25 protein-coding genes and 2 pseudogenes are annotated in these 26,728 nt (G+C 71.6%); all 27 read right to left on the bottom strand.

Annotated elements, in window-relative coordinates:
- Positions 1–166: 166 nt before the first annotated feature.
- The 27 genes and pseudogenes from ACQ86G_RS18890 to ACQ86G_RS18760 all read right to left on the bottom strand — a co-directional run bounded on the left by ACQ86G_RS18890 (position 167) and on the right by ACQ86G_RS18760 (position 26,704).
- The gene (locus tag ACQ86G_RS18890; RefSeq protein ID WP_431256754.1) at positions 167–5,164 is read right to left on the bottom strand and encodes a hypothetical protein; all 4,998 of its coding nucleotides are present in this window, start codon (positions 5,162–5,164) and stop codon (positions 167–169) included.
- Positions 5,149–5,661, bottom strand: a complete 513-nt coding sequence (locus ACQ86G_RS18885; RefSeq protein WP_431256753.1) for a hypothetical protein — start codon at positions 5,659–5,661, stop codon at positions 5,149–5,151. The genes ACQ86G_RS18890 and ACQ86G_RS18885 overlap by 16 nt, the downstream gene beginning before the upstream one ends.
- Complete coding sequence (locus ACQ86G_RS18880) at positions 5,645–8,467, bottom strand: hypothetical protein (RefSeq protein ID WP_431256752.1); 2,823 nt, start codon at positions 8,465–8,467, stop codon at positions 5,645–5,647. Before ACQ86G_RS18880 ends, ACQ86G_RS18885 begins: the two co-directional genes overlap by 17 nt.
- A gap of 185 nt (positions 8,468–8,652) precedes the next feature.
- Positions 8,653–9,831 (bottom strand): tetratricopeptide repeat protein, encoded by a 1,179-nt coding sequence (locus ACQ86G_RS18875; protein ID WP_431256751.1) that lies wholly within the window; start codon positions 9,829–9,831, stop codon positions 8,653–8,655.
- A gap of 163 nt (positions 9,832–9,994) precedes the next feature.
- On the bottom strand, positions 9,995–10,276 hold the full coding sequence (locus tag ACQ86G_RS18870) for a sigma-70 family RNA polymerase sigma factor (RefSeq protein ID WP_431256750.1): 282 nt from the start codon (positions 10,274–10,276) through the stop codon (positions 9,995–9,997).
- Positions 10,276–10,776, bottom strand: a complete 501-nt coding sequence (locus ACQ86G_RS18865; protein WP_431256749.1) for a sigma-70 family RNA polymerase sigma factor — start codon at positions 10,774–10,776, stop codon at positions 10,276–10,278. Before ACQ86G_RS18865 ends, ACQ86G_RS18870 begins: the two co-directional genes overlap by 1 nt.
- A gap of 19 nt (positions 10,777–10,795) precedes the next feature.
- Positions 10,796–11,422, bottom strand: a complete 627-nt coding sequence (gene fliP / locus ACQ86G_RS18860; protein ID WP_431256748.1) for a flagellar type III secretion system pore protein FliP — start codon at positions 11,420–11,422, stop codon at positions 10,796–10,798.
- Positions 11,419–11,769 carry a hypothetical protein gene (locus ACQ86G_RS18855; protein ID WP_431256747.1) on the bottom strand — a complete coding sequence of 117 codons (351 nt, stop codon included), beginning with the start codon at positions 11,767–11,769 and terminating at the stop codon, positions 11,419–11,421. The genes fliP and ACQ86G_RS18855 overlap by 4 nt, the downstream gene beginning before the upstream one ends.
- Before the next feature lie 19 nt (positions 11,770–11,788).
- Positions 11,789–12,118 (bottom strand): FliM/FliN family flagellar motor switch protein, encoded by a 330-nt coding sequence (locus ACQ86G_RS18850; protein WP_431256746.1) that lies wholly within the window; start codon positions 12,116–12,118, stop codon positions 11,789–11,791.
- A gap of 88 nt (positions 12,119–12,206) precedes the next feature.
- Positions 12,207–13,196, bottom strand: a complete 990-nt coding sequence (locus ACQ86G_RS18845; protein ID WP_431256745.1) for a FliM/FliN family flagellar motor C-terminal domain-containing protein — start codon at positions 13,194–13,196, stop codon at positions 12,207–12,209.
- Entirely contained in the window at positions 13,193–14,374 is a 1,182-nt protein-coding gene (locus ACQ86G_RS18840) for a flagellar hook-basal body complex protein (RefSeq protein WP_431256744.1), read from the bottom strand. The genes ACQ86G_RS18845 and ACQ86G_RS18840 overlap by 4 nt, the downstream gene beginning before the upstream one ends.
- Positions 14,375–14,391: 17 nt before the next feature.
- Positions 14,392–14,805, bottom strand: a complete 414-nt coding sequence (locus ACQ86G_RS18835; RefSeq protein WP_431256743.1) for a flagellar hook assembly protein FlgD — start codon at positions 14,803–14,805, stop codon at positions 14,392–14,394.
- Between the two features lies 1 nt (position 14,806).
- Positions 14,807–15,796, bottom strand: coding sequence for a hypothetical protein (locus ACQ86G_RS18830; protein WP_431256742.1), 990 nt, complete (start codon positions 15,794–15,796; stop codon positions 14,807–14,809).
- Positions 15,783–16,274 (bottom strand): hypothetical protein, encoded by a 492-nt coding sequence (locus tag ACQ86G_RS18825; RefSeq protein WP_431256741.1) that lies wholly within the window; start codon positions 16,272–16,274, stop codon positions 15,783–15,785. The genes ACQ86G_RS18830 and ACQ86G_RS18825 overlap by 14 nt, the downstream gene beginning before the upstream one ends.
- Entirely contained in the window at positions 16,271–17,602 is a 1,332-nt protein-coding gene (locus tag ACQ86G_RS18820) for a FliI/YscN family ATPase (protein ID WP_431256740.1), read from the bottom strand. The genes ACQ86G_RS18825 and ACQ86G_RS18820 overlap by 4 nt, the downstream gene beginning before the upstream one ends.
- Positions 17,599–18,579, bottom strand: coding sequence for a FliH/SctL family protein (locus tag ACQ86G_RS18815; protein WP_431256739.1), 981 nt, complete (start codon positions 18,577–18,579; stop codon positions 17,599–17,601). The genes ACQ86G_RS18820 and ACQ86G_RS18815 overlap by 4 nt, the downstream gene beginning before the upstream one ends.
- 630 nt (positions 18,580–19,209) lie before the next feature.
- The gene (gene fliF, locus ACQ86G_RS18810; protein ID WP_431256738.1) at positions 19,210–20,823 is read right to left on the bottom strand and encodes a flagellar basal-body MS-ring/collar protein FliF; all 1,614 of its coding nucleotides are present in this window, start codon (positions 20,821–20,823) and stop codon (positions 19,210–19,212) included.
- Between the two features lie 190 nt (positions 20,824–21,013).
- Positions 21,014–21,385 carry a flagellar hook-basal body complex protein FliE gene (gene fliE, locus ACQ86G_RS18805; protein ID WP_431256737.1) on the bottom strand — a complete coding sequence of 124 codons (372 nt, stop codon included), beginning with the start codon at positions 21,383–21,385 and terminating at the stop codon, positions 21,014–21,016.
- 1 nt (position 21,386) lies between these two features.
- Complete coding sequence (locus ACQ86G_RS18800) at positions 21,387–21,824, bottom strand: flagellar basal body rod protein FlgC (RefSeq protein WP_431256736.1); 438 nt, start codon at positions 21,822–21,824, stop codon at positions 21,387–21,389.
- Between the two features lie 28 nt (positions 21,825–21,852).
- On the bottom strand, positions 21,853–22,197 hold the full coding sequence (locus ACQ86G_RS18795) for a flagellar basal body protein (RefSeq protein ID WP_331616796.1): 345 nt from the start codon (positions 22,195–22,197) through the stop codon (positions 21,853–21,855).
- A gap of 80 nt (positions 22,198–22,277) precedes the next feature.
- Positions 22,278–23,468, bottom strand: coding sequence for a flagellar basal body P-ring protein FlgI (locus ACQ86G_RS18790; RefSeq protein WP_431256735.1), 1,191 nt, complete (start codon positions 23,466–23,468; stop codon positions 22,278–22,280).
- An 11-nt stretch (positions 23,469–23,479) separates the two neighbouring features.
- Complete coding sequence (locus ACQ86G_RS18785; RefSeq protein WP_431256734.1) at positions 23,480–24,160, bottom strand: flagellar basal body L-ring protein FlgH; 681 nt, start codon at positions 24,158–24,160, stop codon at positions 23,480–23,482.
- Positions 24,157–25,161 carry a flagellar basal body P-ring formation chaperone FlgA gene (flgA, locus tag ACQ86G_RS18780; protein WP_431256733.1) on the bottom strand — a complete coding sequence of 335 codons (1,005 nt, stop codon included), beginning with the start codon at positions 25,159–25,161 and terminating at the stop codon, positions 24,157–24,159. The genes ACQ86G_RS18785 and flgA overlap by 4 nt, the downstream gene beginning before the upstream one ends.
- Positions 25,162–25,171: 10 nt before the next feature.
- On the bottom strand, positions 25,172–25,291 hold the full coding sequence (locus tag ACQ86G_RS18775) for a flagellar basal body rod C-terminal domain-containing protein (RefSeq protein ID WP_431261445.1): 120 nt from the start codon (positions 25,289–25,291) through the stop codon (positions 25,172–25,174).
- A pseudogene (gene flgG, locus ACQ86G_RS18770) lies at positions 25,292–25,474 on the bottom strand (flagellar basal-body rod protein FlgG); the annotation flags it as partial.
- 53 nt (positions 25,475–25,527) lie between these two features.
- Positions 25,528–25,944: pseudogene (locus ACQ86G_RS18765) on the bottom strand (flagellar hook-basal body complex protein); the annotation flags it as partial.
- Between the two features lie 22 nt (positions 25,945–25,966).
- A complete protein-coding gene (locus tag ACQ86G_RS18760) occupies positions 25,967–26,704 on the bottom strand; it encodes a flagellar hook-basal body protein (protein ID WP_431256732.1) in 738 nt (245 codons plus the stop codon).
- Positions 26,705–26,728: the final 24 nt, after the last annotated feature.

Raw genomic sequence — 26,728 nt, 5'->3', positions numbered from 1 at the left:
GTTGGCCATCGGACCGTGTCACCCGGCCGGATCGATGCGACCTGTCGCGGCGGAATGGTATCTGTCCAGATTTCGTAGGGCTGGCCTCCGGGGGCTGGCGGCGTCAACGGCGACAGGGTGAGCGGCGGCAACTGTGGCGACTGGCCAAACCTCACGGGATCGCTGGTCACATGGTTTGACCAAGCCAGCTGCATGCCATACAGGCCTCGCCCCCCTGAATCACGTAAGGACCGCGGGCCTCCCCATCAACGATGGCTTCGGTCGCTTTCTCCGTACCGTTGATGACCGCACCGTTGGTCAGCGCACCCGCGCCATCCGATCCCGTGACAGTCGTGTCTTTGATGCCCCCTGGCGAGGTACCGGCAGCGCCCGTGTAGGCACCGCCGCCGGCCGGCGTGGTCGAGATCGAGCCGTACAGGTCGGTCAGCTTTTGCGTCACCGCCGACTCACGCGCAGCGACGTCGGTCTGGTAGCTCGCGGCGAAGTCGACGGTCTTCACCAGCTGGTTGCGGCTGTCGTAGACGCTGAACGTGTGGTTGAGGTGGACCAGGTCCGCTGCCGCGTCGCCGATCGACATGCCACGCAGGTCCCAGTCCGCCACGCCGCTGACGATCTTGCGGGTCGCGTTCCCGTTGCGGTCGTACAGCGTCACCGCGATGACGCCGCTTTCGCTGTTACTGCGCTCGACCTTGCCCAGCACGTTGTACTCGGCGAACTCCTGCCAGCCGTCGCCGACACCCTTGCCAGTGATCTCGCCGAAGACGTTGTAGCGCGTGCGTCGCACCTCGCCGGTCTGGGTCGCGGTGTGCGCGCCGTCGCCGTCGTACTCGGCGGTCACGCGGCCCATCACGTCATGGGCGTAGCGCTTGACGCGGTCGACGCGCACCGTCGCCGAGCCCTGCTTCACCGCCATCGCGAGCTTGGCTGTCTCGCGGCTCACCTGCCCCATGGCGTCCAGGTCGAACTGGGTGTAGTTGAAGTTCGCGTCGACGACCTGCGTGCGATCGCCGTTGTCGTTGTAGTCGTAGACGCTGACGCGGTCCTCCGCGGCGGTCATGCCGCGCTGGATGGTGCGAGAGACCAATCCCAGGCCGTTGTACTCGGTGTCGAGCACCGGCAGCGCCCAGTTGCCCTCGAAGTTCGTGAACCCGGGCGAGACACGATGGACTTCGCGTCCCAGGCCGTCGTACCGGATGTCGGTCTGGTTCCAGACCTCGGCGGTACCGTCCGGCGTCAAGCCCACCAGATCGCGTTGGCGCGTGACGTTGCCAAGCCCGTCGTATTCGAAGGTCGACACGGCATCGCGCTGCGTGTCGACGGTCTTGTCCTCGCCGTTCACGTAGGTGGTCGCCACGCCCAGCACCCGCTTCTCGGTCACGCGGCCGAGGGTATCCAACTGGAATTTCGTCGTGCGGTCGCCCGCGCCCGCCAGACCGATCCGCAGCATGGAGGGATCCCGCTGTGTCGTGGGCTGCCCGGTGTCATCCTGACGCTTGAAGGTGCCGGCGCCCAGGGCCCTGGCGTACTTCTGCTCCGTGGTCGCGACATCCTGGAAGCCTTCGTAGTCCCAGGCGACGGCATACCCCGCCTGGTCGATGCGCAGCGACTTGCGACCGAGCTTGTCGTAGTAGCTGTAGACGGACTGGTTGCGCGCGTCGATCTCCTGCACGACGTTGCCGGCGGCGTCGTAGACCAACGCCTGCAGACGCACGGTCGTCAGCGAGGACAGCGGCGCAAGGATCTGGTTCGAGGCCGGATCGGCCTCCCAGTAGCGCACGTTCTCCCGCTTGACTTCCGTCAGGCGGCCCAGCGCGTCATAGACCTTCACGGTATTGCGGTCCAGCGCCACGTTCGCGGAAGGCGCGACCCAGGTCGATCCGGTGACCGTCGCCGCCGTGCCCATCGCGTTCTCGCGCACCACGTGACCGGCCGCGTCGTAGGCGAAGGCGGTGTAGGCGCCGTCGGCGGCGACCTGCTCGGTCTTGTTGCCCGCGGCGTCGTAGCGGTTGAGCGACCGAGCCCCGCCCACCACCTGCGAGGCATTGGCCCAGGTGCCGCGCGAGACCTGCTCCAGCACCCGACCCAGCGCGTCATAACGCGTCCACTCGACCGGGACGACCCGGGAGGAGGTCTGCGTGACGCCGTCGTAGGCGTCGTACGCCATGCCGATGCGATGGGTCAGGCGTCCCGCCTTGTCGTAGCGGTACTCCGTCGTCCGCTCCCGCCACAGGCTGGACGCGCCTGCCGGCTTCACCGCCTCCACCGATATGGTGCGGTTGCCGAAGGCGTCGTACTCGTACCGGTTGACGACGGGCTTGTTCTCCATCGTCACCGGCAGTGTCTCCAGCACCGTGTTGCCCAGCCTGTCGGTGTTGAACACCGCCGTGCCGCCAACCTTGTTGGTGACCTGCTTGTCGAAACGGTTGCCGGCGACGTTGTACAGCGTCGACTCGGTGACGCTGCTGAGGCCTACCGCCACGCTCGAGCTCACCAACCGATCCAGCCGGTCGTAGACGTTCGTGGTCAGGGCATCCTTGGTGGCGTTGGTCGCCGGTTCGGGCATCTTCGCCGTCGTCACGCCGAGGACCTTTGCGGAATAGCGCCGCACCTTCGTGACCTGGTTGCTGCCCGCCACCTCGTAGACCATGCGCGTCGCATACCCCTCCGGGTCCACCTGCATCGTCACTCGATTGAGCTTGTCGAAGTAGAAGTACCCGACGTTGCCCAGCGGATCGGTGACCTTCACCGCGTTGCCGAAGGCGTCGTATTGCGTGGACGTCGCGGCGCTCAGCGCGTTGATCGTCTTCGTGCGGCGGCCCGCCGCGTCGTACTCATACGTCGTCGTGTACTTGGCCAGCAGGGCCGTCTTGTCCGCAGGCTGCAGTTGCAGGACATCCGCCGGCTTGCCCAGCCGCTGGCGCTCCGCCTGCGCCCAGAGGCTGGTCGACTCGGCCAGCGCCACGCCACGCGCCTCGATCTCCGTCGTCATGCGGCCAAGGGCGTCGTAGCCGTAGCGCGTGCTGCCTTCAGCCGCCGTCCCCTGCGCCACCGTCTTGCGGATCACATGGCCCGCCTCGTCGTACACGTAGCCCGTGGTCGTCGCCTCGACCAGCCCGTAGGCCTGCGTCTGCGCCGTCAGGCGTCCGCCCTTGTCGTAGGCGTTGCGCGTCTCCACGGTCATCGCATCGACGGACTTCCACACCCTGCCGGCGGCGTCCAGCGTCACCGAACTCGCGTGGTCCAGCGCCGCATTCGCCGTCGGCGTCGCATCCACGGCGGTGGTCGCGGCGTAGCGGATGCTCGTCGTCGTCAGGCCCGCATACCGGGTCTCCGTGACGTAGCCGCCCGCGTCGTACTCGAAACGCAGTCGACCCGCCTTGTCGTAGCGGTAGTTGGTGGTGCGGTCCTGCGCCGGCACCGACACCAGGCCGACATCCGCCTCCACCCAGGCCGCGCCCTTGGTGCGCAGCGTCGCCAGATTGGCCGTGACCCGCGCGAATGCGGTCTTCTGCCGGAGCTGACCCGCGGCGTCGTAGGCCATCGTGGTCACGCCGCCTTCGGCGTCCACCACCATCGTCACCCGGCCCAGCTTGTCGTACTGCGTGCTCGTCACGCGGTCCTTGCCGCCAGCGCCGACCGTCGTCGCGCTGGTCGCGGTGTCCAGCCACGTCGCCGGATCCACCGCGGTCTCGTAGGCAATCTGCTGCCGCACGCGGCCCGCGCCGTCCAGGCGCACCTCGACCACCCCGCCCGCGGCGTCCACCGTGAACTTCACGCGGCCGTCCCGGTCGTACACCACGCCGGACACCTGGTCCTTCGCCGGCACCCGTGCCGCCGCCACTGCCGTCGCCACCTGCGCCAGCGTCGGCGCGTCGCCCCAGGCCTGCCGCACGTCGGCCGCGATCGCCGTGGCCAGCGCCGTCACGCGACGCACGCGCCCCTCGCCGTCGTACTCGGTGATGCGCGCCGCGCCCAGCGGATCGATCTCATACACCGGCCGGCCCGCGCCGTCGCGCACGTACAGCGTGGGCGCATTGCTCCAGTCCCGGCTGGCGATCAGGTTGCCGGCGGCGTCGTAGACGTACCGTTTCGTCAGGTTCAGGCCGCCGGACCGCGCGTCCGTGATCTCCGCGGTGCGGCGCCCCAGCGCGTCGTACTCGTACCGGGTGACGATGTTGTTGGGATCGGTGACGGTCAGCACGCGGTCCGCGCCGTCCATCTCGTAGCTCGTCGTCAGCTTCAGCGCGTCCGGATCCACCACGCGGCGGGTCAGCCGGCCCTCGCGGTCGAAGTTCTGCAGCGTCTTGCGACCGTCCGGCTCCGTCGTCAGCACGCTCGTGCCGCTGTCGGTGTCCTGGTAGTCGTAGACCGTCGTCAGTTGCAGCGCGCCGGCGCCGTCGGGGTCCGCGATGCGCTTGGTCACGCGGTTCAGCGCGTCGTACTCGAAGCGCGTCGCGACCTGGTTGGCGTCGACCGTCCGCTCCACGCGCCCCAGCCGGTCGTAGACGGTGCTCGTCGCGTTCAGCGGCGTCGTGGTGCTCTTGAGCTCGCCGTTCTCGGTGTAGACATAGGACGTCGTGACGCTGTTGCCGTCCGTGCTGCTCTCCACCTCGCCGTGGCGGTTGCGCGTCACGCGGGTGCTGACGGCCTCCGGCGTCGTGACCACGACCGTCCGCGCGGCCAGGTCGTAGCGGTAGCTCGTCGTCTGGCTGTTGCCGTCGATCGTCGAGATGATGCGGCTGAACGCGTCGTAGTTCGTGACACGCCGCGTGTTGCCGCCGTCCACGGTCTGCACGATGCGGCCGATCCGGTCATAGCCGGTCGTGGACGCGACCGTGCGGGCGTCCGTCGTCTTCACGAGGCGCCCGAACGCGTCGTAGTCGGTCTTCGTCAGCGCCTTGAGGCCGCCGGCGTCGTCGGTGCGCTCCTTCAGCAGGCCGCGCCGGTCGTAGATCAAGGCTTGCGACACGACCGCGCCTCCCGCGCCGAGGCCGATCTGCCGCGTCGTCGTGGCCGCCTGTCCGAAGGCGTTGTAGTCCGTGGACGTGGTGTAGCTCAGCGCATCCGTCGTGGTCCGGAGTAGGCCGCGCGCGTCGTAGTCCAGGACCGTCTGCGCGTTGGCAAAGGGCTGGCCGGCCACGCGCTGGTTCAGCAACTCCTGCACCGCGTTGCGGATCGCCGTGTTGGCGAGTCCCCCTGCAGGTTGTTGAAGGTCGCTGCGCTCAGCCGCCCGCCGTAGGAGATCGTGTTGACGAGCTGTCCCAGCCCGTTGTACTGGTTCTCCTGCACCTCGCCCAGCGCATTGATCGTGTGCGTGACCTGGCCGTCCTCGTTGTAGAAGAAGATCGTGCGCTGCGTGTTCGTGCCGTCGGAGACGGTCTGGCTCGTCCTGCGACCGCCGAGGTCGTAGGTGTAGGTCGTCCCGAACTGGGCCCAGACCGCGTCGATCTCCGGCTGCGTCTGACCGTCCCTCAGCTGCAGCACGCCGCGCGCGCTGAGCTCGCCGGTCACGCGCCCCACGCCGTCGTAGCGCACCTTCTGGGTCCGAACCTCCGCCGTGCCTACGGCGCGGGTCGTGGACTCCACGCGGCCCGCCTTGTCGTAGGCGAAGGTCGTCACCGTGCCGTCGGCATCGGTCTGCTGCTCAAGCTGGTCCAGCACGTTGTACCGCCACAGCTCGGTCCGGTCGCCCGCGAAGCCGCCGGTGCCGTCCGGGCGCCAGCCGCGCGTGCCGGCGTCGACGCGCAGCAGCTCGTCGGATGTGGAGCGCCTTCGCGTAGCGCGTGCGCTGCGCGATGTGGCCGCGGTCGTCGTAGACCTGCTCGGTGACGTAGCCCTCGGCGTCGATCTCGCCGATGACTCGGTTCTGGCCGTCGTAGACGTAGCGCGTGCGCTGGTCATCGGCCGACGCGGCGGAGGGGCGCAACTGTTCGAGCGTGCCGGCGGCGCGCTGTCCCACCGGTCGTTGATCGGCGTAGCGCACGCGGGCGCTCAGCCGGCCCGCCGCGTCATAGCGGTACTCGACCAGATAGCCCTCGCCGTCGAGCTCGCCCAGCAGCCGGCCCTCGGTGGAGTAGAAGCTCCGCGTCACGCGGTCCTTGTCCCCGTCAAGCGTCGGCGAGGCATTGCCCGTCACGGGGTTGGCCGCGAACACCGCCAGATCGATGGCGTTGGCGTAGCGCAGCGTGGCCACCACGCGGCCGGTGCCGTCGTAGCGGGTCTCGGTCACGAAACCCGCACCGTCCACGGTCTTGATGGGGCGCCCCGCCGCGTCGTAGACCGTCCAGGTCTTGATGTCCTTGCCGGCCACCTCCGCCGGACGGATGGCTGCCAGCGTCGGCGCGGCCGGCGGATCGGCCCAGGCCGTGTTGGGCGTCGCGCCGCTGAGCGCCGCCAGCGGCGTCGCGTACACGATGGTCTGGATCGGCCGCTGCGACACGTCGTAGCGGAACTCGGTGACCGTGCCGTTGCCGTCGATCTCCGCGACCTTGTTGGCGCGCTCGTCGTACAGGTACCAGTGGTAGACGCCGCCGGCGTCCCTCGTCTTGGACAGCAGCCCGCGCGCGTCGTAGACGTTCGTCGACGTGCCCAGCGGCTGGCTGTTCTGCGTGCGCGTCACGCCCAGCAGCCGCCCCATGCCGTCGTAGGTGCTGACGGTGACCAGGCCGTTCTGCTCGGACACCGTGGAGACATAGCCATCGCTGCCGTCCTGGTGGACGTAGGTGGTGTTGATGCCGCCCTGGAGCCGGGTCAGCACGCGTCCCAACCCGTCATAGGTGTAGGTGATGGTGGCGCTCGAGCCGTCGGTCACGGACAGCAGGCGCCCCGCCGGGTCGTACACATAGGCGACGACGTGCTTGCCATCGGTCAGGCCCACGCCCGCGGCGTCCGTCGCGGCGTAGGTGATCTCGCTCACCTTCTGGCCGCGCGCGTCGTAGGCGGTGTCCGTGCGACTGGTGCGGGTCTTGTCCGCGCCGTTGACCCAGGTCGTCAGCTGCGCTTCCGTCGGTACCTGCGTCTCGGTCAGGCCCGACACGTTGTACGCGCCGCCCAGGTAGGTGATCGTGGCGTTGGGCAGCCGGCCCGCCGTGTAGCGCAGCTCCGTCACCACGCCCTCGGGGCTGAGCTTGAAGCGCAGCTTGCCTTCGGCGTCGTAGACATACCGTGTCGTCGCCGGTGCCGACGGCTGGGCGGTGCCGTTGCCATCGGGGTCGGCGACCGCGTAGACGGTCTCCGTGACCACCTGCCGGTTCACGAAGGTGCGACGGACCGTGTTGCCCGCGGCGTCGCGGACCAGGGTCAGGTTGTTGTCGGCATCGTAGTTGTAGGTGGTGATGCCGCGGTCGTAGTCGGCGAAGGTCGCGTGGTTGTCGTTCGCGTAGTACTCGAAGAAGATCCGGACGGCGTCGGCGGTGACGCCGTTGTTGGCGCCCTTGGACGGGTGGCTCTGCTTGAGCCGGCCCGTGCCGTCGTACGAGAAGTCCGTCGTGAAGCCGCCCGGCTGCGTCACGCGCGAGGCCTTCGCGGCCATGTTGATGACGTAGTCCGAGACCTGGTTGTCCGCGCCCCAGCTCTGCGAGACGCGCGCCGTGCCTTCGGACACGATCCACCGGAAGGTCTGCGAGCTGCCGTCGCTGTTGACGATGCTGCGCAGCATGCCGTTGGTGACGTCGGACGAGACGACGTAGGTGTAGTCGGTGGTGTAGACCTGGCCGTCGGTGACCAGGCCGTCCGTGGGGGTCAGGTCCACCGTCACGCGCGACAGCCGGCCGTTGGCGTCGTAGGCGTAGAGCGTGCTGGAGATCCGCTTGGTCTGGTCGTCCAGGACGCTGACGCGCTGCAGCTGGTTGCCGTTGTACTCGTAGACGATACGGCCGCCGCTGCCGTTGGAATCGGCCGCCATGCTCGACAGGCGTCCGTTGGCGTCGTACTTGAACACGGCGTTGAGCAGCGTCGGCGAGTTCCAGCCCAGCAGCTGTCCGGTGGCCACGTCGAAGGTGCCCGACTGCGGGCCGTCGCTGAAGGTGGCCTGCGTGAGCCCCGCGTTGAGGGTCAGGTAGGTGTCGCCGCCCGACGCGGTGGTGCTGACGTAGCGGTTGGTGACCCAGGTGTACAGCCGCTCGGAGCCGTCCTCGTTGGTGACGGTGACCGTGCTGCCCGCCGCGCCCCACGCGCCGCCGGTGAGCCGCATGGCCTGGCGCACGAAGCCGGTGATCCAGTTGTCGCTGTTGTCGTCGTTGAAGCTGCCCCGGCTGTTGTAGGTGCGCAGCGCCTGCAGGTCGCTGCCCGCGGCCGCCAGCAGTCCGTCCCGGTCCTGCACGATCAGGTTGCCGGTGAAGCCGTTGATGTAGATCTGCGTGCCGCGCTGGCCCAGCCCCGCCTGACCCCACACGCCGGTCTTCCCTACCGTGCCCGTGTAGGAGGTGAAGTTCAGACCCAGACCGCTGCCACTGACAATGCCGACCATCTCGCTCGCTCCGTCGATTGCTCATGGAGGCGCGCGGCTCCTGCCGCGAACGCCTCCGACTGAGCAATACATCCGGACGAACGACACGCGGTTTAGGCCGGGGACAAAAAAACGAGGTCATCCACGGGGATGACCTCGCCGGGTCGACGCCCGCGAACGCGGCGTCGATCGGTTCGCGACGGACTTCAGCGGCGCCGGACGGTCCCCAGCAGGCTGGAGGCACGCTGACCGTTGGGCAGCTGCTGCCCGTCGAGCAGGCGCGTCGCCAGCGCCACCATGTCTTCGCCGGCCAGCTCCGGATGATCCAGCAGCGCCTGCGCGTAATGCGCGGCGAAGCTGCCGGCATCCAGGCCGCGCGCGCGCCGCAGTGCGTCCTGCGCCATCGTGCGGCGACCGGTGCGTGCGTACACCACCGCCAGCGCGCCGTGCGTCTCGGCGAAGTTGCGATCCACCTCGAGCGCGTGGTCCAGCAGACGCTCCGCCTCGACCAGGTCCTCCAGCAGCAGCTGCGTCCAGGCCAGGCCGTGCCAGCTGCCGGCGTGACCGGGCATCAGCTCGGTCGCGCGGGCATACGCCACGCGCGCGCCCTGCAGGTCCAGCGCCATGAGACGCGCCGCGCCCAGCTGCGTCCACGCCCGGCCGTCCGCCGGTCGCGCCGCGGTGACGCGTTCATTCAGGGCCAGCGCCGCCTCCGGCTGTCCGTCCACCAGCGACAGGGCCGCCGCCGACACCAGCGCCTCGCCCTGCTCCGGCAGCGCCGTCAGCGCGATGCGCGACAGCCGGCCGCTCGCGGCCACGTCGTTCGCATCCATCGCGATCAGGCTCGCGACACCGGCGGCCTCCGGCGCCAGCTGTCCGGCGGCCTCGCGTGCGAGCGCCCAGTCCAGTCCTTCGCGCAGACGACCGGCATGGTGCTCGACCCGCAACCACGCCGCCTGCGCCGCATCGGGCAGCGGCGACGACGGCGTCGCGCCGTCGACGAACGGCGCCAGCGTGCGCGCCGCCTCCGCCACGGCGTCGGGACCGCCCCGCCGCAGGCGCAGCTGCGCGGCGGCCGAGGCCGCCAGCATCCGCTCTTCCACGCCCACCGCGACGTCGCCCGCCAGCGCGTCCCACTGCCGCAGCGCGTCATCGAGGTCCCCGTCGGCCAGCGCGGCGCGGGCGGCCAGGAAGCCCCACGGCAGCGCCGGCATCTCGCCGCGCACGGCGCGCTCGTCGAGCAGGCGACGCGCCGTGGCGCCGTCACCGACGTCGCACGCCACCGCGATCGCGTCCTGGCGCAGCAGGTCGTTGCCGGGATCCTGCGTCAGGTAGCTCAGCAGGCGTTGCAGTCGTTGCACTTGGGGCGAGGTGTCGTTGGTCATCGGGTCGTGTCCGGGAAATCAGGATCGAGCGAGCTCGCAGGCGGGAAAGGCAGGCGAGAAACGCAGGAAGGAGACGAAGGAAGGAAAGGCGGTCTTGACAGGCTGACGTGACCGGCGGCGCGGCAGGTCGGTGGGTCGGTGGCGGATGGACTTCGGAGCGACATCATCCGTCCTCCTCCAGCCGTCGTCGCAGCGCGTCGAGCGCGGCGCGGTGCAACTGCGAGATGCGCCCCTTGCTGAGCCCTGCGCGTGCGGCCAGCGCATCGAACGGATGCCCCTGCAGATAGTGCCATTCGAGCACCTGCCGCTGAGGCTCCGGCAACTGCCGCATCAGGGCCAGCAGGCGCTCGCGCTGCTGACGCATCTCCAGGCGCGCATACGGCATCTGCGCGGCCGGCGCCGGCGCGTCGGGACCGGGATCGATCAGGCCCGTGCCCTCCAGCATCAGGCCGATCGCCAGTCCCAGGCCGGCCTCGGCCAGACGGTCGAGCGCGCTGCCCGGGGGAACGGCGTCGCGGCGCGCGGCGCCTCGCCGGACTCGTCCCCGCCGGGCCCGCCGGGCCCGCGGAGCAGCGCCTTGAGCCGCGCCTGGCGCACCTCACGCGTCGTGGCGATCTGCCGCTGGCGCTCCGACATCGAGGCCACGCCGTCCAGCACGGCGCCGCGGATGCGGTAGGCCGCATAGGTCTCGAAACGCGCCTCGCGCGACGGGTCGTAGCTGTCGACGGCCTCCGTCAACGCGACGCTGGCGAACTGGAAGTAGTCGCCGAAGTCGAGCTCGTCCCCGGGCCGGCCGGCGAAAAGCCGCGCCGCCTGCATGCGCGCATAGGGCAGGAAGTGACGCACCAGCGCGTCGCGCGAGCGCGCGTCGTCGCGCCGCGCGCGCCACAGCGGCGACAGGTCCGCCGGCTGCGGCCAGGGCGTGACGTCCAACCCGGTCGACATCGCGACGCGCGCCCGTCCGTCAGTGGAAGGATCCGATCAGCGCGCGCAGCAGCAGGCCCCAGCCGTCCACCAGCACGAACATCAGGATCTTCAACGGCATCGCGATCGTCACCGGCGGCATCATCATCATGCCCAGCGCCATCAGGATGCTCGACACCAGCAGATCGATCAGCAGGAAGGGCAGGAACACCACGAAGCCGATCTGGAACGCCGCGCGCAGCTCCGACACCATGAAGGCGGCCGCCAGCTGCGTCATCGGCACGTCGGCCTCCGTCGCGGGCCGCGGCCGCTTGGCGAGGTCGGCCATCATGAAGATGTCCGCCTCGCGGGTCTGCTTCAGCATGAAGCCGCGCAGCGGCTGCAAGCCCTTGTCGAGCGCGACGGTGCCTTCCATCTTGCCCGCCAGGTAGGGCCGCAGCGCGTCGTCGTGCACCCGCTCCAGCACCGGCGACATCGTGAAGCCGGTCAGCAGCAGCGCCATGCCGATCAGCACGACGTTGGGCGGCGTCTCGGGCAGGCCGATCGCATGCCGCAGCATCGACAGCACGACGATGATGCGCAGGAACGAGGTCAGGCAGACCAGCAGCGCCGGCAGGGCCGCCAGCAGCGTCAGGCCGAGGACGATCTGGATGGGGCTGCCGCTCATGGCTGCGGCTCCCCGGCGCCCGCGGGCGTGCTGCGGTCCAGCACCACCGGCGCGGCGCCGCGCGTCGTGCAGACGAGCAGCCGCCGGCCGTCCGCCCATTCGAGCTCGTGCACGACGCTGAATGCGTCCAGCCGCTGTTGCGCGCGCACGCGGGGCGCCGCGTCGCGGTCGCCGCCCTGCGCCGCGGCACGGGCCGCCGCGCGCACGGCGGCGCCCGGCCAGGCCGCGCGCCAGCGTGCGCCGACGCCCGGCACGCGGGCCCAGGCCACCACGGCCACCAGCGCTAGCAGACCCAGCAGCACCAGCCCGGCCACCGGGAACTCCGGCATCACGGAAGAAGAGGTCATCGCCATCGCCCGCCCGCGGTCAGCCCGCCGCGCGCAGGTCGGGGGTCTCGGTCAGCTGGATCGCGAAGCTGTCGTCCAACGCGACCAGGCGGCCGCGCGCGACCACATGGCCGTTGATCACCAGGTCCACGCCCTGCGCCACCGTGCGGTCCAGGCGCAGCACCTCGCCGGGCCGGCAAGCCATCAGGTCGCCGACGGTCACCTGCGCGGTGCCGAGCAGCACGTCCAGCTGCACCGGCAGCGTCTTCAGCCCTTCCAGGCCGGCCAGGGGTTGCGGAGTGCCGCCCGCGGCGCCGGCGGCGTCGGGGGTCAGGTCTTGCAGATCGATGTCGTGGAGAGCGGGTTGCATGGCGGGAAACGCAATCGAAGAAAAAACAGTCGGAAGGAACGATCGACGCCGGCGCGGCGGTCGCGACCGGCGGGGTCGGGACGCCGGGTCAGGAGGTCGTCGGCGGCGCGGGGTCGACCCGCACCGCCCAGTGCGGGCCGCTGCGTCCCAGCCGGGCCTCGGCCGCGAGCGGCAGGCCGCCGGGCTCGGCGAAGGTCAGTCCGGCCGGACGCGCCAGCGGGTGGGCCAGCGGGATCACGTCGCCGGGTTGCAGGTCCATCAGCTGGCCCATCTGCAAGGCAGCCTGGCCCAGGTGCACGCGCACCCGCACCGGCAGGTGGGCGATGGCGCGCGGCAGCGGCGCCAGTGCGCCGCGGGCCGATGCGGATGCCGCCGCGGCATCGCCCGCCGACGCCGACGGCAGCAGCGCCATCAGCGACGAGGCGGCCACGCGCACCGTCCGTTCGACCGGCTCCGCAGAAGCCGCGTTCCCGGCGCGCACGCACGAGAAGGTCAGGACCAGCTCGCCGAGCTCGGCCGCGGAGGTGGGCTCTGCGGTCTCACCGGCAGGCGCCTCGTCGGCGGGCGACACCGCGCCGAGCCAGCCGTCCCGCCAGGCGCGCCACGAGGCCTCCACCGACGCGGCGAACGACGCGGCCAGACTGTCCTGCGGCCAGGCGGTCTCGCCGGGCAGATCCATCGCGGCGGCGGTCAGCGCCTCGCGGCCGGACTCGCGCACGAGCGCGCCGCCAACGTCGCCGCCAACGTCGCCGACGCTGTCGCCATCGATATCGCCGCCCATATAGCCCCCGACAGAGCCGCCGACAGCGCCACCGGAACGGCCCGCCCCACCGCTGCCGCCGAGGCTTCCGACACCGCCGTCCAGACGTCCGGCGACGCGCCAGCCGTCCGACGGACGCACGCGCGCGGCGCCCTGCACCAGCGGCTCGACGCGCACGTCCGCGCGCGCCAGCGACCAGTCCGCGCACCACGCGCGCCAGCCGGGCAGCAGGCGCTGCGCGAGCGCATCGCGCTGTCCGGCGGACAGCCGCCGCACGGGCACCGCGCCCGGCAGACGCAGGAAGGCGCCGGCGCTCATTTGCCCCTCATCGAGAACAGCTGCTGGATCATCTCGTTGGCCGTCGAGACGATCTGCGACGAGGCCTGGTAGCCGCGCTGCATGATGATCAGGTCGGAGAACTCCTTGGACAGGTCGACGTTGGACAACTCGATGTAGCCGGCCTTCACCGCGCCGAAGCCGCTCTCCTGCGCATGACCGAGCCTCAGTCCGCCGCGGCCGGCGTCCTCGAACTGGTTGTTGCCGACCTGCAGCACCGCCTCCGGCGACTCGTAGCGCATCAGCGCCAGCTTCTGGCCCTTCGCGGTCTGTCCGTTGGAGTAGGTCAGCACCAGCGTGCCGGTCTCGTCCACGGCGGTCTTGCTGAGGGTGCCGGCCTGGAAGCCGTCCTGCGACGCGAAGGCCAGCGTCGACAGGTTGCCCGAGGCGAAGGAGGTCACCTCGGTGCTGAAGTCCAGCACCAGCGGCAAGGCCGTGTCCTGTCCCGCCGGCGTGTAGCTGATGTTGATCTTGGCGGCCGCCGCGATCGGCGAACCGTCCTTGAAGCCGATCTCGCCGGTACCGATCTCCACGGTGCCGTCCAGCACGGAGGCCTTCCAGTAGCCGACCTTGTCCGGGCTCTGGCTGGTGAGCTTGACGGTGAGCGGGTGCGTGCCGCCCTGCGCGTCCAGCACGTTGACGTTGGAGATGGTCTGGTCGGTCGCCGAGCTCGACAGGTTGCCGCGGAAGGCCACGCGCTTGCTCGCGGCCGGCGGGTTGACGCGCAGGTCGTTCAGCACGACGTCGACGAGGCCGCCCTCGCCGTCCAGCGCCTGCACGTGCGACTGGTCGTTGCGGTTGATCAGCCGCCCCTGGAGGTCGAAGTCGAACTGCCCGGCGCGCGTGTAGCGCAGGTGCCCGTCGGTGTTGCGCAGCACGAAGAGGCCGCCGCCGTCGACGGCCATGTCCATGCCGTTCTCGGTCTGGCGCAGTTCGCCGGCCTTCAGGTTGAGGTAGCTGCCGAACGCGTTCACGCCGGTGCCGGCGCGGTCGCCCTCGCCGCCGGCCGGCGCGTGGCCGCTGTACATCAGGTCGCCGAACTGGAGCGTCGAGCCCTTGTAGCCCGGCGTGTTCATGTTGGCCGTGTTGTTGCCGATGAGCTTGATGCCCTTGGAGAAGCTGTCCAGGCCGGACATGCCGATGAAGATGGAGTCGAGCATGACGAGTCCTTCGCGGGTCAGGTGGTGGTGCGCACGGCGGTGATCTGGTCCAGCGACAGGTTCGGCGTGACCGTGCCGTTGCTGTCCCGGACCGAGATGCTGGGCTGCGGGCCGGACAGCGACAACGCGACCACCGTGCCCGACAGCGTGCCGGTCTCCGTGGTGATGTCGACGGTGCGGCCGATCAGGCCGACGGACTGCAGCGAGGCCTGCGTGCTCAGCAGCGCGTCCATCTTGGTGTTGAGCTGCTGGCTCTGCTCCAGCGCCGTGAACTGCGCCATCTGCGCCATGAACTGCTGGTTGTCCATGGGTTTGAGCGGATCCTGGAAGCTCAGTTGCGAGATCAGGATCTTGAGGAAGTCCTGCAGCCCGATGGACGAATTGCCGGACAGTGCCGAACCGGTCCCGGAGACCGCGCCGATGGTTGCCATGTCAGTGTTCCCCTGCGTTGGAATCGATGAAGGCCGGCGTGACAGCCGGCAGGTCGGCCGGCGCGGCGGCCGGCGGGTCGGACGCCGCGCCGTCGCGGGCGAGCGCCTGACCGTTGATGTGGACGGTGCCGACGGACTCGCCGCGGCGGCGCGTGTCGTCGCGCCAGTGCGCGACCACGGCGGCGGCCTGTTCCGTCGCGCCGCGGTCGACGCCCAGCCAGGCGTTGAGCCGGCCGTCGATGCCGCGTTCGACGTGCAGGCGCACCGGCTGATGCTCGCCGCCGGCGGCGCGATCGTTCGCGACCGCGGCGCTGGGGGCGGTCGCGATCGCGCTGCGGGTTGATGCCGGCGCCTCCCGGGCGGTCGTGGCGGCATCACCTGACGCATCACCTGACGCATCACCCGACGGATCGCCCGTCGCGCCGCCGGTGTCGCCGTCCACGCCGCGTGGCGTCGCCGCCCCCGGTGCACCAGCCCCCGCGCGCGAACCGGTCGGACCAGCCGCCAGGATCGCCGCCGCGCCATCGTCGGACACGGCCGGCTGCGGCGCGGTCACGGGGGCGACGCCGCCCGCCCGGGCCTCCGCCCTCATGCCGAGGGCGGCGGACGCGATCGCGCCCCCGTTCCCGCCAGTCCCCGTCGGACTCGGCGGCATCAGCGCGCCCAGCGACGCCGCGCCGTAGGGCCACAGCGGACGGTCCCCGATCGCGGGCGCCGCGGCGCCGATCGCGCCGGAGGACGTCCGCAGAGCCGCGGTCGACGCGGTCACGCCGGACTCGCGGGCGGGCGCCTCGATCGCCGAAGCGCCCTCGCCCGGCACGGTCGCATCGCACCGCCAGCTGTCGCGGTGCGCGCGTTCCATCTCCAGCCGCCAGGCCTCGGCGCCGGCGTCGCCGCCGGCCGTGCGGCCGCCGTCACGCGTCAAGTCACGCGTCACGTCACGGGTGGCATCACGCGTCGCGAGCGACAGCACCGGGTCATCGATCCGCATGGTCATCCTTCCGCACCGCGCGCGCGGCGAGCCATTGCGCGCGGGTCATCACGTGATCGTCGAGCGCACGCCAATGCGCCTGCGTCTGCTCGACGGCATACAGGTCCAGCGCCTGCGCGTGGACGCGTTCCAACCCCTGGATCTCCTGGCGCAACTCGACGCAGCCCCGCTCACGCGCGTCGCGCGCCTCGCGCCGCCGGTCGCGGTCGCCTTCGCGGGTCCGACGCTCGGCCAGCAGATGGACGACGCGATTCGCATGCAGCGCATGCACCTCGCCGCCGTGTCCGCGCAGCTGTTCCACCGACATGGCGCGCACCGTCGACTCGATCGCCGCCGCCGTCGCGTCGAGCGCGGCCTGCGCCTCGTCCAGCGCCGCCTGCGCGAGCGCCAGCTCGCGCTCGGCGCGGGCCAGGCGCCATTCGGCCCGCTCGCGCAGGCGCGATGCGGGGTGCGAGAAGCCGCGCAGGTCCACCGTCATGCCGCATCCTCCGGTCCGAACTGGTCGGCGAGGCCGGCCAGCGCGCTCAACGCGGCATCGCGCGACACGGGCTCGCGGTCCTGGCGCAGGAAACGCAGCAGCGCCGGCTCGGCCGCGATCGCGCGGTCCAGCGCGGCGTGACTCCCCTTCTCGTAGGCGCCGATCTCCATCATCGAGCGGTTGCGCGCCAGCAACGCCATGCCCGCGCGCACGCGGTGCACCAGCCGGCGCTCGCCGGCGTCGAACAGGTCGCCCAGCAGGCGGCTGCTGCTCTTGAGCACGTCGACCGCGGGATAGTGGCCCTGATGGGCGAGCTCGCGCGTCAGCACGATGTGGCCGTCCAGCGTCGCGCGCAGACAGTCCGAGATCGGCTCGTTGAAATCGTCGCCCTCCACCAGCACGGTCAGCAGCCCGGTGATCGATCCGCCGCCGCCGTGCGTGCCCAGGCGCTCGCACAGCGCGGGCAGCTCGCTGAACACCGAGGGCGTGTAGCCGCGCGCCGTCGGCGGCTCGCCGGCGGACAGGCCGATCTCGCGCCGCGCCATCGCCAGGCGGGTGATGGAATCCATCGTCAGCAGCACGTCGGCGCCCTGCGCCCGCAGGCCCTCGGCGATAGCGACCGCCAGGTAGGCCGCGCGCACCCGCATCGGCGCGGGCTGGTCCGAGGTGGCGACGACCACGACGCTGCGCGCCAGGCCTTCCTCGCCGAGCTGGTCCTCGATGAACTCGCGCACCTCGCGGCCGCGTTCCCCGATCAGCGCGATGACGTTGTAGTCGGCGCGCGCGTGGCGCGCCATCATGCCCAGCAGCGTGCTCTTGCCGACGCCGCTGCCGGCGAAGATGCCGACGCGCTGGCCGTGGCCCAGCGGCAGCATCGCGTCGAGCGCGCGCACGCCGGTCGACAGGGTGCGCGCGATGCGCGGCCGTGCCATGGCGTCCGGCGCCGCCGCGCGCAGCGGACGCGCGCCGTGGCTGCGCGGGAGCGCGAAGCCGTCCAGCGGCTCGCCCAGGCCGTCGATCACGCGGCCCAGCAGGGCCGGGCCGACCTCGGCGACGTTGCGGCGCGGCGCGGCGCGCACGCGCGCGCCGGCCTGCATGCCGTGCGCATCGCCGAAAGGCATCAGCGTCAGATCGCGGCCGCGCACGGCCACGACCTCGGCCAGCGCCTGCACGCGGCCGTCCTCGTGCAACACCTCGCACAGGTCGCCCATCGCGAGCGCCGGACCCGCGCTGGTGACGGTCAGGCCGCTGACGCCGCGCAGCCGGCCGAACGGCCGGGCCAGCGTCGCCTGCCGCGTCGCGTCGAACAGCGCGTCCATCGAGCTCATGCCGCATCCTCCGGCGTGCCGGGCCCATGGCCTTCCGCCTGAGCGGCAGACGGGCGACTCGAGGCGCGGTCGGACTGGCGGTCCGGATTGCGGTCCGGATTGCGGTCAGCCTCCTGGTCCTGCGTCGACAACGCGCGGGTCCAGGCCTGGCCCAGCGCGCGCAGCTGCGTGTCCAGCCCGAGGTCGAGCCCACCGTCCTCGTCCTCGATCAGCACGCCCATCGGTCGCACCGACGGGTCGGCGACCGCTTCGACGCGCGCCATCAACGCCTGCCACCGGTCTTCCGACACCGCGAGCTTCAATGCGGCGAAGTCGTCGGGCGACAGTCGCAGCGTCGGACGTGGCGCGCCGGCCCAACGATCCAGCGCCGCGTCGATCAACGGCAGCAGGCTGTCCTTCACCGCGCCCGGCTGCCCGACGACGCGGCACAGCGCCTCGAACGCCAGGCCGGCCGCCTGCGCGGCGACGCGCTCGCGATGCGCGCGTTGCGCGTCGTCAGTGCGCCGCAGGGCTTGTTCGAGCGCCGCGATCGCGGCTTCCGCCGAGGCCTGTCGCTCGGCCGCTTGCTTCTGAGCCTCGACGGCCAGCGCCTCGCGTTCGCGCGCCAGTTCCTGCTGCGCGTCCTTGCGTCCGCCGGCGAGCCCTTGCTGATAGCCGGCGCGCTCCGCCTCGGCGAGCGCCGCGGCGACCTGTGCCTCGAGCTCGACCGCCTGCGCCGGCTGCGTCTCATCGGAGAAGCTCGCGCCACTGCCGCCCTGCCGTGCGATGCCAGGCGGGGTCGGCGTGGTCAACGCAGACGCCGCTGATGCCGCCGTGGCGGCAGCGGCAGACGCGCCGGCCGCGACCGGCTTCGCGGCCAGCGTCTGCGCGTGCGTCTGTGCCGTCTGCGCGTGATACGGCAGACCGCGGACGACGGTCGTCAGCCGCAATCCCTTGAGGACCTGCGGCGCCGGCTTGGCGGCGTTGTGGCGGCTCATCGGTGGCTCCGCCCCGCACGCCAGCGCGACAGCAGGCGGCTCAAGGTCGAGGCGCCCTCCGACGAACCCGGATCTCTCGAGGCGCCCGAAGCACCCGGCGATGGGCCGGAGCGCTTGTCCAGCACTGGATGCAGTGCGTCCAGGCGCTGCGCCAGCAGCTCCAGCAGCCGGTTGTCGGCGTTCGAGGTACCGGCGGCGGTCTCGGCGCGCTGTCGCATCGCTTCGACGACGTCCTGCCGCAACGCCGGTTGCAGATGACGCACGGCTTCCGCGCGCCACGCCCAGTCCCGCGCGGTCAACAGTCGCGCGAGCAGCGCCACCGGCTCGCTCGACAACGTGCGGACCAGCGCCGGCACGCCTTGGGCACTCACCCAACGATCGATCGCCGTGACCGCGGCGGTGGGCGGGACCTCGTCGGAAGCGCTCCCGTGGTTGGTCGAATGACTGATGGACGCGGATTCCGCACCAGCACCAGCTCCGGCGATCGCGCCGCCGGCCAATGCGGCACGAGGCTGCGATGAGGTCTCGAACGCACCGTGCGTCGGCGACTGCTGCAGCGCCGCCTCGACGATCGCCCGCTCGCGCGGCAGCCCCATCTCGGTCAGTTCGGCCAACAGCGCTTCGACCGTGTCACGCTGCTGCGCCGGCAACTGCGCGATCGCCCAGCGGCGATCGGCCGGCGCCAGCGCGTGGATCAGCGCCGCCGCCTGCCGCAGTCCGGCGTCGCCGGCGCCTTGCGCCAGTGCCGCCTGGAAACCCTGGTCGCTCATCGCGCCGCTCCTCCGCGCCGCGCGCGGCGTCGGCCGGCGCGTTGCCGTCGGTCCATTGACGCAACTGCGCCAGCACGCGTTCGCGTTCGCCGTCATCCAGCGGACGCGGCTCGGCGGCGCGGGCGCCGGAGGACATGCGCCCCACCAGCACCGCGCCGATCAGCGCGATCAGGCCGGCCAGCACCCACAGCACGACGCGCTGCGCATCCGGACGTGCGGCAGGCGCGACCTCCTGGGACGTCGCCGCGCCGCTCGTGTCGAAGCTGCCGGTCACGCCGCCGTTCGCAGCATTCGCCGCATTCACCGTATCCGCCGCGCTCGCGGCCGTCGACGGCGCCGCGCCCAGCATGTCCAGCGACTGCACCGTGATCACGTCGCCGCGATCGGCCACCGCGCCCACCGCCGCCGACAGCGCGGCCCGCAGGCGCTCGATCTGCGCGGCATCGAGCCGCTGGCGCACCACCGCCAGCACCTGCAGGCGCTGGATGGCGCCGGGCCGCTTGACGACCTGCTCGATGCGCTTGCCCAACTGATACTCGGTATCGCGCGTGGACCGGCCCGGCGACTGCGCACCGTCGCGCACGCCGGTGGTGGCCGGCGCTTCGGTGAGCGTCTCCCGCTCGCGCAGCACCGAGCCCTGCGGCACTTCCCCGCCGGCGCCCAGCACCTCTTCCGACGTCACCCGCACCTGATCCAGGTCCAGCGTGACGGAGACGCTGCTGACGAACTGCTCCGCGCCATAAGCCTGCGACAGCACCTGCGCGACCTTGCGCTCGAGCTGGCGTTCCACGTCCTGCTGCAGCTCCGCGCGGCCCGCGCCGCCGTCGCCGTCCGCGCCGCCCGAGCGGCTCAGCACGACACCGCGCTGACTCAGCACCGTCACGTCGTCGACGGCGATGCCCGGCACCGCCGCGGCCACCAGCCGCTGCACGCCCGCGACCTGGTCGGCCTTCAGCGTGCGACCGTGGCGCACGCCGACGGTCACCGACGCCTTGGCGCGCTGCGGCTCGCGCTTGAGCAGCCCGTCCTCCGCGAACACCAGATGCACGCGCGCCGTCTCGATCTCCTCGAGCGACAGGATGGTGCGCGTGATCTCGCCCTGCAGCGCGCGCTGGTAGTTCACCTTCTGGGCGAATTCGGTCATGCCGAAGTCGTTGGTGTTGAACAGCTCGAAGCCCACCGCGCCGTGCAGCGGCAGGTCGCGCGCCATCAGCTTCATGCGCAGCTTGTGCACCTGCGCCTTGTCGACCAGGATGGCCTGGCCGTCCTCGGAGACCTGGTACGGCACCTTCATCTTCTCGAGCTCGGCCGTCATCGCGGCGGCGTCCTGCGGCGCCAGCGCGTTGAACAGCACGTCGCGCTCGGTCTTCAGCAGCAGCACGCCGGCGACGACCACCGCCAGCACGATGACCACTGCGCCCACGGTCAGACCCGCGCGACGGCGTCCGTCCAGCTTGTTCCACAACTCCCGCATCTCGTCCCTCGATCCTCGTGGCGGCCGGGGCTCGTGGCGCCCGATCCGCATCCTGCTCCGCCGGGCCGCCGGATCGGCGTCCCCTGCTCTTCGTGTCCGTCTTCGCACGTCCTCGGGCGACTTCGCCCGTCGTCAGCCGCCGTCACCCGCATTCACGGGCCGCGAGCGCGCCTCCAACGCGTCCTGCCCGTCACACCTGCATCCGCATCACGTCCTGGTAGGACTCGAGCAGCCGGTTGCGCACCTGCAGGAAGAGCTGGAACGAGATCCGGCTCTCTTCCATCTTCATCATGACCTGATGGAGGTTGACGGGCTGGCCCTCGGCCAGCGCGCGCATCGACGACTGCGCCTGCGTCCAGTCCGACTGCACGCCCTGGAGGCCGTCGCTGACCAGCTTGCCGAAGTCGGCATTGCCGACGATGCCCGGGGCCCCGGCGGCTGCCGTCGCGGCGTTGGCGCTGGCGCCTTGCGCGGCGGCCGTCGCGGCCCAGGCCACGGGGCGGAGCTCGGTCAGCGCCGACAGCGCCATGCCCGGTTCGATGAAGGGGATCGCCTGCGTCATGTCAGCCTCCGTTGCCGATGTCCAGCGCGCGCAGCGCCATCGTGCGGCCGGTGTTGAGCGCGGCGACGTTGGCCTCGTAGGCCCGCGACGCGCTCATCATCAGCATCATCTCGGCCGCGTTGTCGACGGCCGGGTAGTACACCTTGCCCGCGGCGTCGGCCATCGGGTGGGCGGGGTCCTGCACCGCGCGGGCCTCGGCCCCCACGGGTTCGATCTGGTAGGCCGGGCCGGTCAGGCCCTGGCGCACCATCGCGTCGAAGCCCACGCCGCCGACCGCCTGCGAGGCGGCCAGCGCCGTCACGCGCAGCGGCTGGAAACCGCCGCGCGCGCTGCCGCTGACGGTGTTGGCGTTGGCCAGGTTGGCCGCCGAGATCTCGTAGCGCAGGCGCTCCAGATCCATGCCGGCGGCGCTGATGGCGAAACTCGCTTGGATGTCCATGTCGGGTCCTTCGTGCTGTCGTGTGCGCTCAGCGCTTGCCTTCGGTCACCGCGCTCTGCAGCACGCCGTAATGGCGCGACAGCGCCTTGAGCAAGGCCTGGTACTGCAGGCTGTTGGCGGCCATGTCCACGGCCTCCTGGTCCAGGCGCACCGGCATGGGCTCGCCGCCGGGGCCGAGCGCGGGCACGACCTCGGGCGCCGCGGGCACGCCGGTGCTCGAGAGCGCGTCCATCTGCGCCTCGAAGCTCACGGTCTGGCGCGTGTAGCCGGCGGCGCCGGCGTTGGCGATGTTGGCGGCGATCACGCGGTGGCGCAGTTCCGCGGCGTCGAGCGCGGCGCCGACCAGCGCGGTGGAGAGGGCTTCGATCTGCATGGGGTTGTCTTTCGGAAGTCGGTCGTCAGGACGTGGTCAATGCGTGCTGAATGCGTGGTGAATGCGTGGTCGTCGCGCGGTCATTGCACGATGAGGTCGGCGTGCAACGCGCCCGCGGCCTTGACGGCACGCAGCACGGAGATCACGTCGCGCGTGCCGATGCGCATGCGGGTCAGCGCCTGCACGAGGTCGGCGACGGTGTTGTCGGCGGTCACGTAGGCGGCGCGTTCGTTGTCGCCGACGTCCAGCCGGCTGTTGGTCACCAGCGCCGTGCGCACGCCGCCGCCCGGCCGGCCGATCACCAGCGGCTGCGACACCGAGGTCTCGGCCGACACCGACACGCGCAGCTCGCCGTGCGACACCGCGACCGCGGAGATGCGCACGTCGCCGCCGGCCACCACGGTGCCGGTGCGTTCGTTGATGACGACGCGCGCGCGGCGGTCGGGGTGCACGGTGACGTTCTCGATCTGCGCCAGGAAGGCCACCGGGCGTGCCTGGTAGGCCTCGGGGATCTGGATCTCCACGCCGCCGGCGTCGCGCGGCTCGGCCAGCGTGACGCCGAAGCGCGCGTTGATCGCGTCCGCCATGCGCGACGAGGTCGTGTAGTCGGGCTCGTTGAGCACGAAGGTGACCGTGGCGCGCGCGGCCTGCGCCGGCAGGCCGGTCTCGACGGTCGCACCGCCGGGGATCGCGCCGACGGTGGGATGGTTCTTCTGCACCACGTTGCCGTTGGCGTCGTAGCGGTAGCCGCCCACCGCCAGCGGTCCCTGCGACAGCGCATAGATGCGGCCGTTGGGCGCCTTCAGCGGCGTCAGCAGCAGCGTGCCGCCGACGAGGCTGCGCGCGTCGCCGATGGAGGTCACCGTGACGTCGATGGTGTCGCCGGGTTTGGCGAAGGGCGGCAGCTGCGCGGTCACCATCACGGCGGCGACGTTGCGGCTCTGCACCTGCTCGGGCGTGACGCTCAGGTTGAACTGCGACAGCGCGTTGGACAGCGCCTGGCGCGTGGCGCGGTTGGACGGCCCGTCGCCGGTGCCGGCCAGGCCGGTGACCAGGCCCTGGCCGATCAGCGCGTTCTCGCGCCAGCCCTGCACCTTGCCCAGGTCCTTGAGCCGCAACGCGTCGTCGGGGGACGGCACGGACGCGGGTGCCGCGGCCAGCGCGGGCGCGCAGGAGAACACCGCTGAAAACGCGATGGCCACGGCCATCGCCGCTGTCGCGGCCCTGGAAGAAGCTGCCGCCGGAGCGGCCATCGATCGGATCACGGACATCACGGGCCTCATCACAGTCCGAACCACGAGCGCACGCGCTGCCACCAGGGCACGCGCTGGCTGTCGGTGAGCGCGCCGGCGCCGTCGTAGTCGATGGTGGCGTCGGCGATCCGGCTCGACAGCACGACGTTGCCGTCGGTGATGTCCTGCGGACGGACCTGGCCGGTCACGCGGATCTGCTGCTTTTCCTGGTTGATCACCAGCGACTGCTCGCCGCTGACGCGCAGGTCGCCGTTGGGCAGCACCTCGGTCACGGTGACCGACATCTGCGTCACCAGCTTGCCGGCACGCGAGGTGCGGCCACCGCCGTCGAAGTCGCCGGTCGTGGCGACGCCGACGTCGCGGCGGAAGTTGCTCGAGTCGCGGAACAGCTCCAGCCCCGCCGAGTTCTTGCGATGGCTGCCCGAATCGGCGCTGGCCACGGCGCTGGCGTTCTCCACCACCTGGACCGTCAGCACGTCGCCGACGCGGAAGGCCTTGTTGTCGGCGGTCAGCGAGCGGTAGTTGGCCTCCTCATAGAGACTCTGCGCGGCGGCAGGTGTCGCGGCGGCGAAGGCCAGCAGCAGCGCGCCCATCATTCCCAGGGCGCCCGCGGCCAGGCGCGCGGTCCGGCCGGCGGTGCCCGCCGTGTCGATGAGCGCAGCGGAGGCGGCCTTCAGGCCGCGCGCGCCACGTGTCGTGTCGTTCGTCATTTCACCTCCACTTGACCGTCGCCCGCCACGCGGGCCATCACGGTGTCGCGCCGGCCCGGCAGGCGCACGCGCACCCACGAGCCGGCTTGTCCATCCTGCAGCGCGGTCGCCGCGAGTTGCAGCGTCACGCGGCCCGCGGACGCGTTGGCGACGACGCGTTCGCCGCCGCTCACGTCCGGCACCGGCGCCATGCGCGTGCGCAGCAAGGGCGCGCCCGCGGCGATGCGGCCGCGCGCGCGCCAGCCGTCCGGCCAGGGCGCGTTCGCGTCGATGGGCTCGGACCAGCCGGCCACGTCGACCGCGCGTCGTTCGAAATCGTCCGCCGACAGCGGCTCGCCCGGCTGCACGGTGCGGGTCGCGATCCAGGCCTCGACCACGCGATGCATGCGGGCCTGCCAGGCGTCGCTGCGGACCAGGCGGCCCTCGCGATAAGCCTCCAGGCGCAGCAGCGCGAGGGCGGGTACGCCACCGCCCTGCCCCGTCGGCAGCGAGGCGCGATAACCGAAGCCCGCCTCGCCCGCGGGCAGCGCGGCGAGCGCGGCCTCGTCGAGCTCGGGCGGCGTGCGGCCGTCCCGCGCATACACGTCCATCGCGGCGGCGACGGCCTCGCGGGGCGTCGCGTGCATCGCCGCGTCGGCCCATTTCAGGCGGGCGCTCAAGGGACCGGCCCAGTGCCAGCGCGCGGTGCCGCATTCGCGCAGGCGCGCTTCGACCCACAGCCGGCCGAGCACCAGGGTGCGCGCGCCGACGGGCCGCGGCGCGTCGGCGCAGGACGCCCACTCGCCACCCACCGGCGTCACCAGCAGATCGTTGACGGCCACCGTCGTCGAGGCCAGATCCACCCGGGCCTCATCGCGAAGACGCAGCGTGCGACCCGCATCGGCCCACGCCGGCGCCGCGGCAGCGCACGCGCCTGCCGCGATCGCGAGGATCGCAACGACGCGCCGCGCGGGCGAGCCGCGATGCGAGGAAGCCGACTGGAAAGCCGCGTTGAGCGTCATCGCCGTGCCGTCACTTGCGCAGGTTGTTCACCATCGCCAGCATCTCGTCGGAGGCCTGCAGCACCTTCGCATTGGCCTCGTAGGCGCGCTGGGCCAGCATCAGGCCGACGACCTCGTCGCCGAGCTTCACGTTGGACGCTTCCTGGAAGCCCTGGCGGAACACGCCGAAGCCCTGCTCCGCCGCGCGGCCCGAGATCGGCTCGCCGCTGCGGGCGGTGGCGCGGTACAGGCGGTCGCCGAGCGCTTCCAGGCCGTCCTCGTCGTTGAAGCGCACCAGCGCCATCTGGCCGACGACCTGGTCGCGGCCCTGCACGTCGCGCGCGGCCACGGTGCCGTCGCTGGCGACGACGAAATCCTTGCGCCGGCCGGCAATACCAGCGCGGACTTGAGCGGATAACCCTCGGCGGTGGTGATCTGGCCGTCGGTCCCGACGCGCAGATGGCCGCCGCGGCTGAAGGCCGTGCCGCCGTCAGGCAGCAGGACCTCGAGGTAGCCCGCGCCGGCGATCATGAGGTCGGCCGGATCGTCGCTGCGGCGCACGTCGCCGGCGTCCATCACCAGCGACACGCCGTTCACCGACACGCCCAGTCCGCGCGAGGCGGCGGTGGCCACGGTGTCGCTGCCCGCCTGGGGTTCCGCGCCGCGGCTCACCAGGTCGACGAAGCTGACCTTGGACCGCTTGAATCCTGGCGTGGCCATGTTGGCCATGTTGTTGGAAATCGTCTCGACCTGGCGCTGCTGCGCCTGCATGCCGGTGGCGGCGATCTGCAAGGCTTCGATCATGGGTGTCTCTCCTGGAATCCGTTCACAGGTCGGCGAGCTTGCGCACCGCCAGACCCATCATGTCGTCGTACATCTGCGTGGCGCGGGTCATCGACTCGAAGTGCCGCACGGCGCCCATCAGCTGGACCATCTCCTGCGCGGTGTCGACGTTGGAGCCTTCGACGAAACCCTGGCGCACGCCGGCGGCGCCTTCGGCCGCGGCGGAGAGGCGGCCCTCGGTGACGAACAGCCCGCCGCCCAGCGCCTGCATCCGCGTGCCCGCGTCGGGCACCAGCACGCGCAGCTGGCCGACCACGCGATCCTCCTGGCGCACCGTGCCGTCGGCGGCGACGTCGACCGCGCCGGGCGCCAGCGTCAGCGCGCCGTTGGCGCCCATGAGGGCATTGCCTGCGGCGTCGACCAGCTCGCCGCGATCGTCGATGCGGAAGCTGGCCTGCCGCGTGTAGGCCGGGCCTTGCGGCGTGCGGACTTCGTAGAAGCCAGGCCCCGACAGCGCGAGATCGAGCGCACGGCCGGTGCGGTTCATCGGGCCGGGCTTGAGGTCGCGGCGCGCGTCGACGGTGACCTCGTCCGTGACCGGCGCGGCCATGCCGTCGGCCACCTGCTGGCCGAACGGCACCGCGGCCGCTTCCAGCTGCTCGACGACCAGCTCGCGCTTGTAGCCGGGCGTCAGCATGTTGGCCATGTTGGCGCTGACGCGCTCCAGGCGGTAGGCGTCGCGCTGCATCGCGGACAGGGTGGTGAGCATCAGGTCGTTCATCGGGACAGTCCTGGAAGCAGACGG

Origin of the sequence: Roseateles chitinivorans, from assembly GCF_050632145.1 — a bacterium.
Taxonomy (GTDB): domain Bacteria; phylum Pseudomonadota; class Gammaproteobacteria; order Burkholderiales; family Burkholderiaceae_C; genus Roseateles; species Roseateles chitinivorans_B.
The sequence above is the reverse complement of the archived record's forward strand: the minus strand, read 5'-3'. Positions and strand labels throughout refer to the sequence as shown.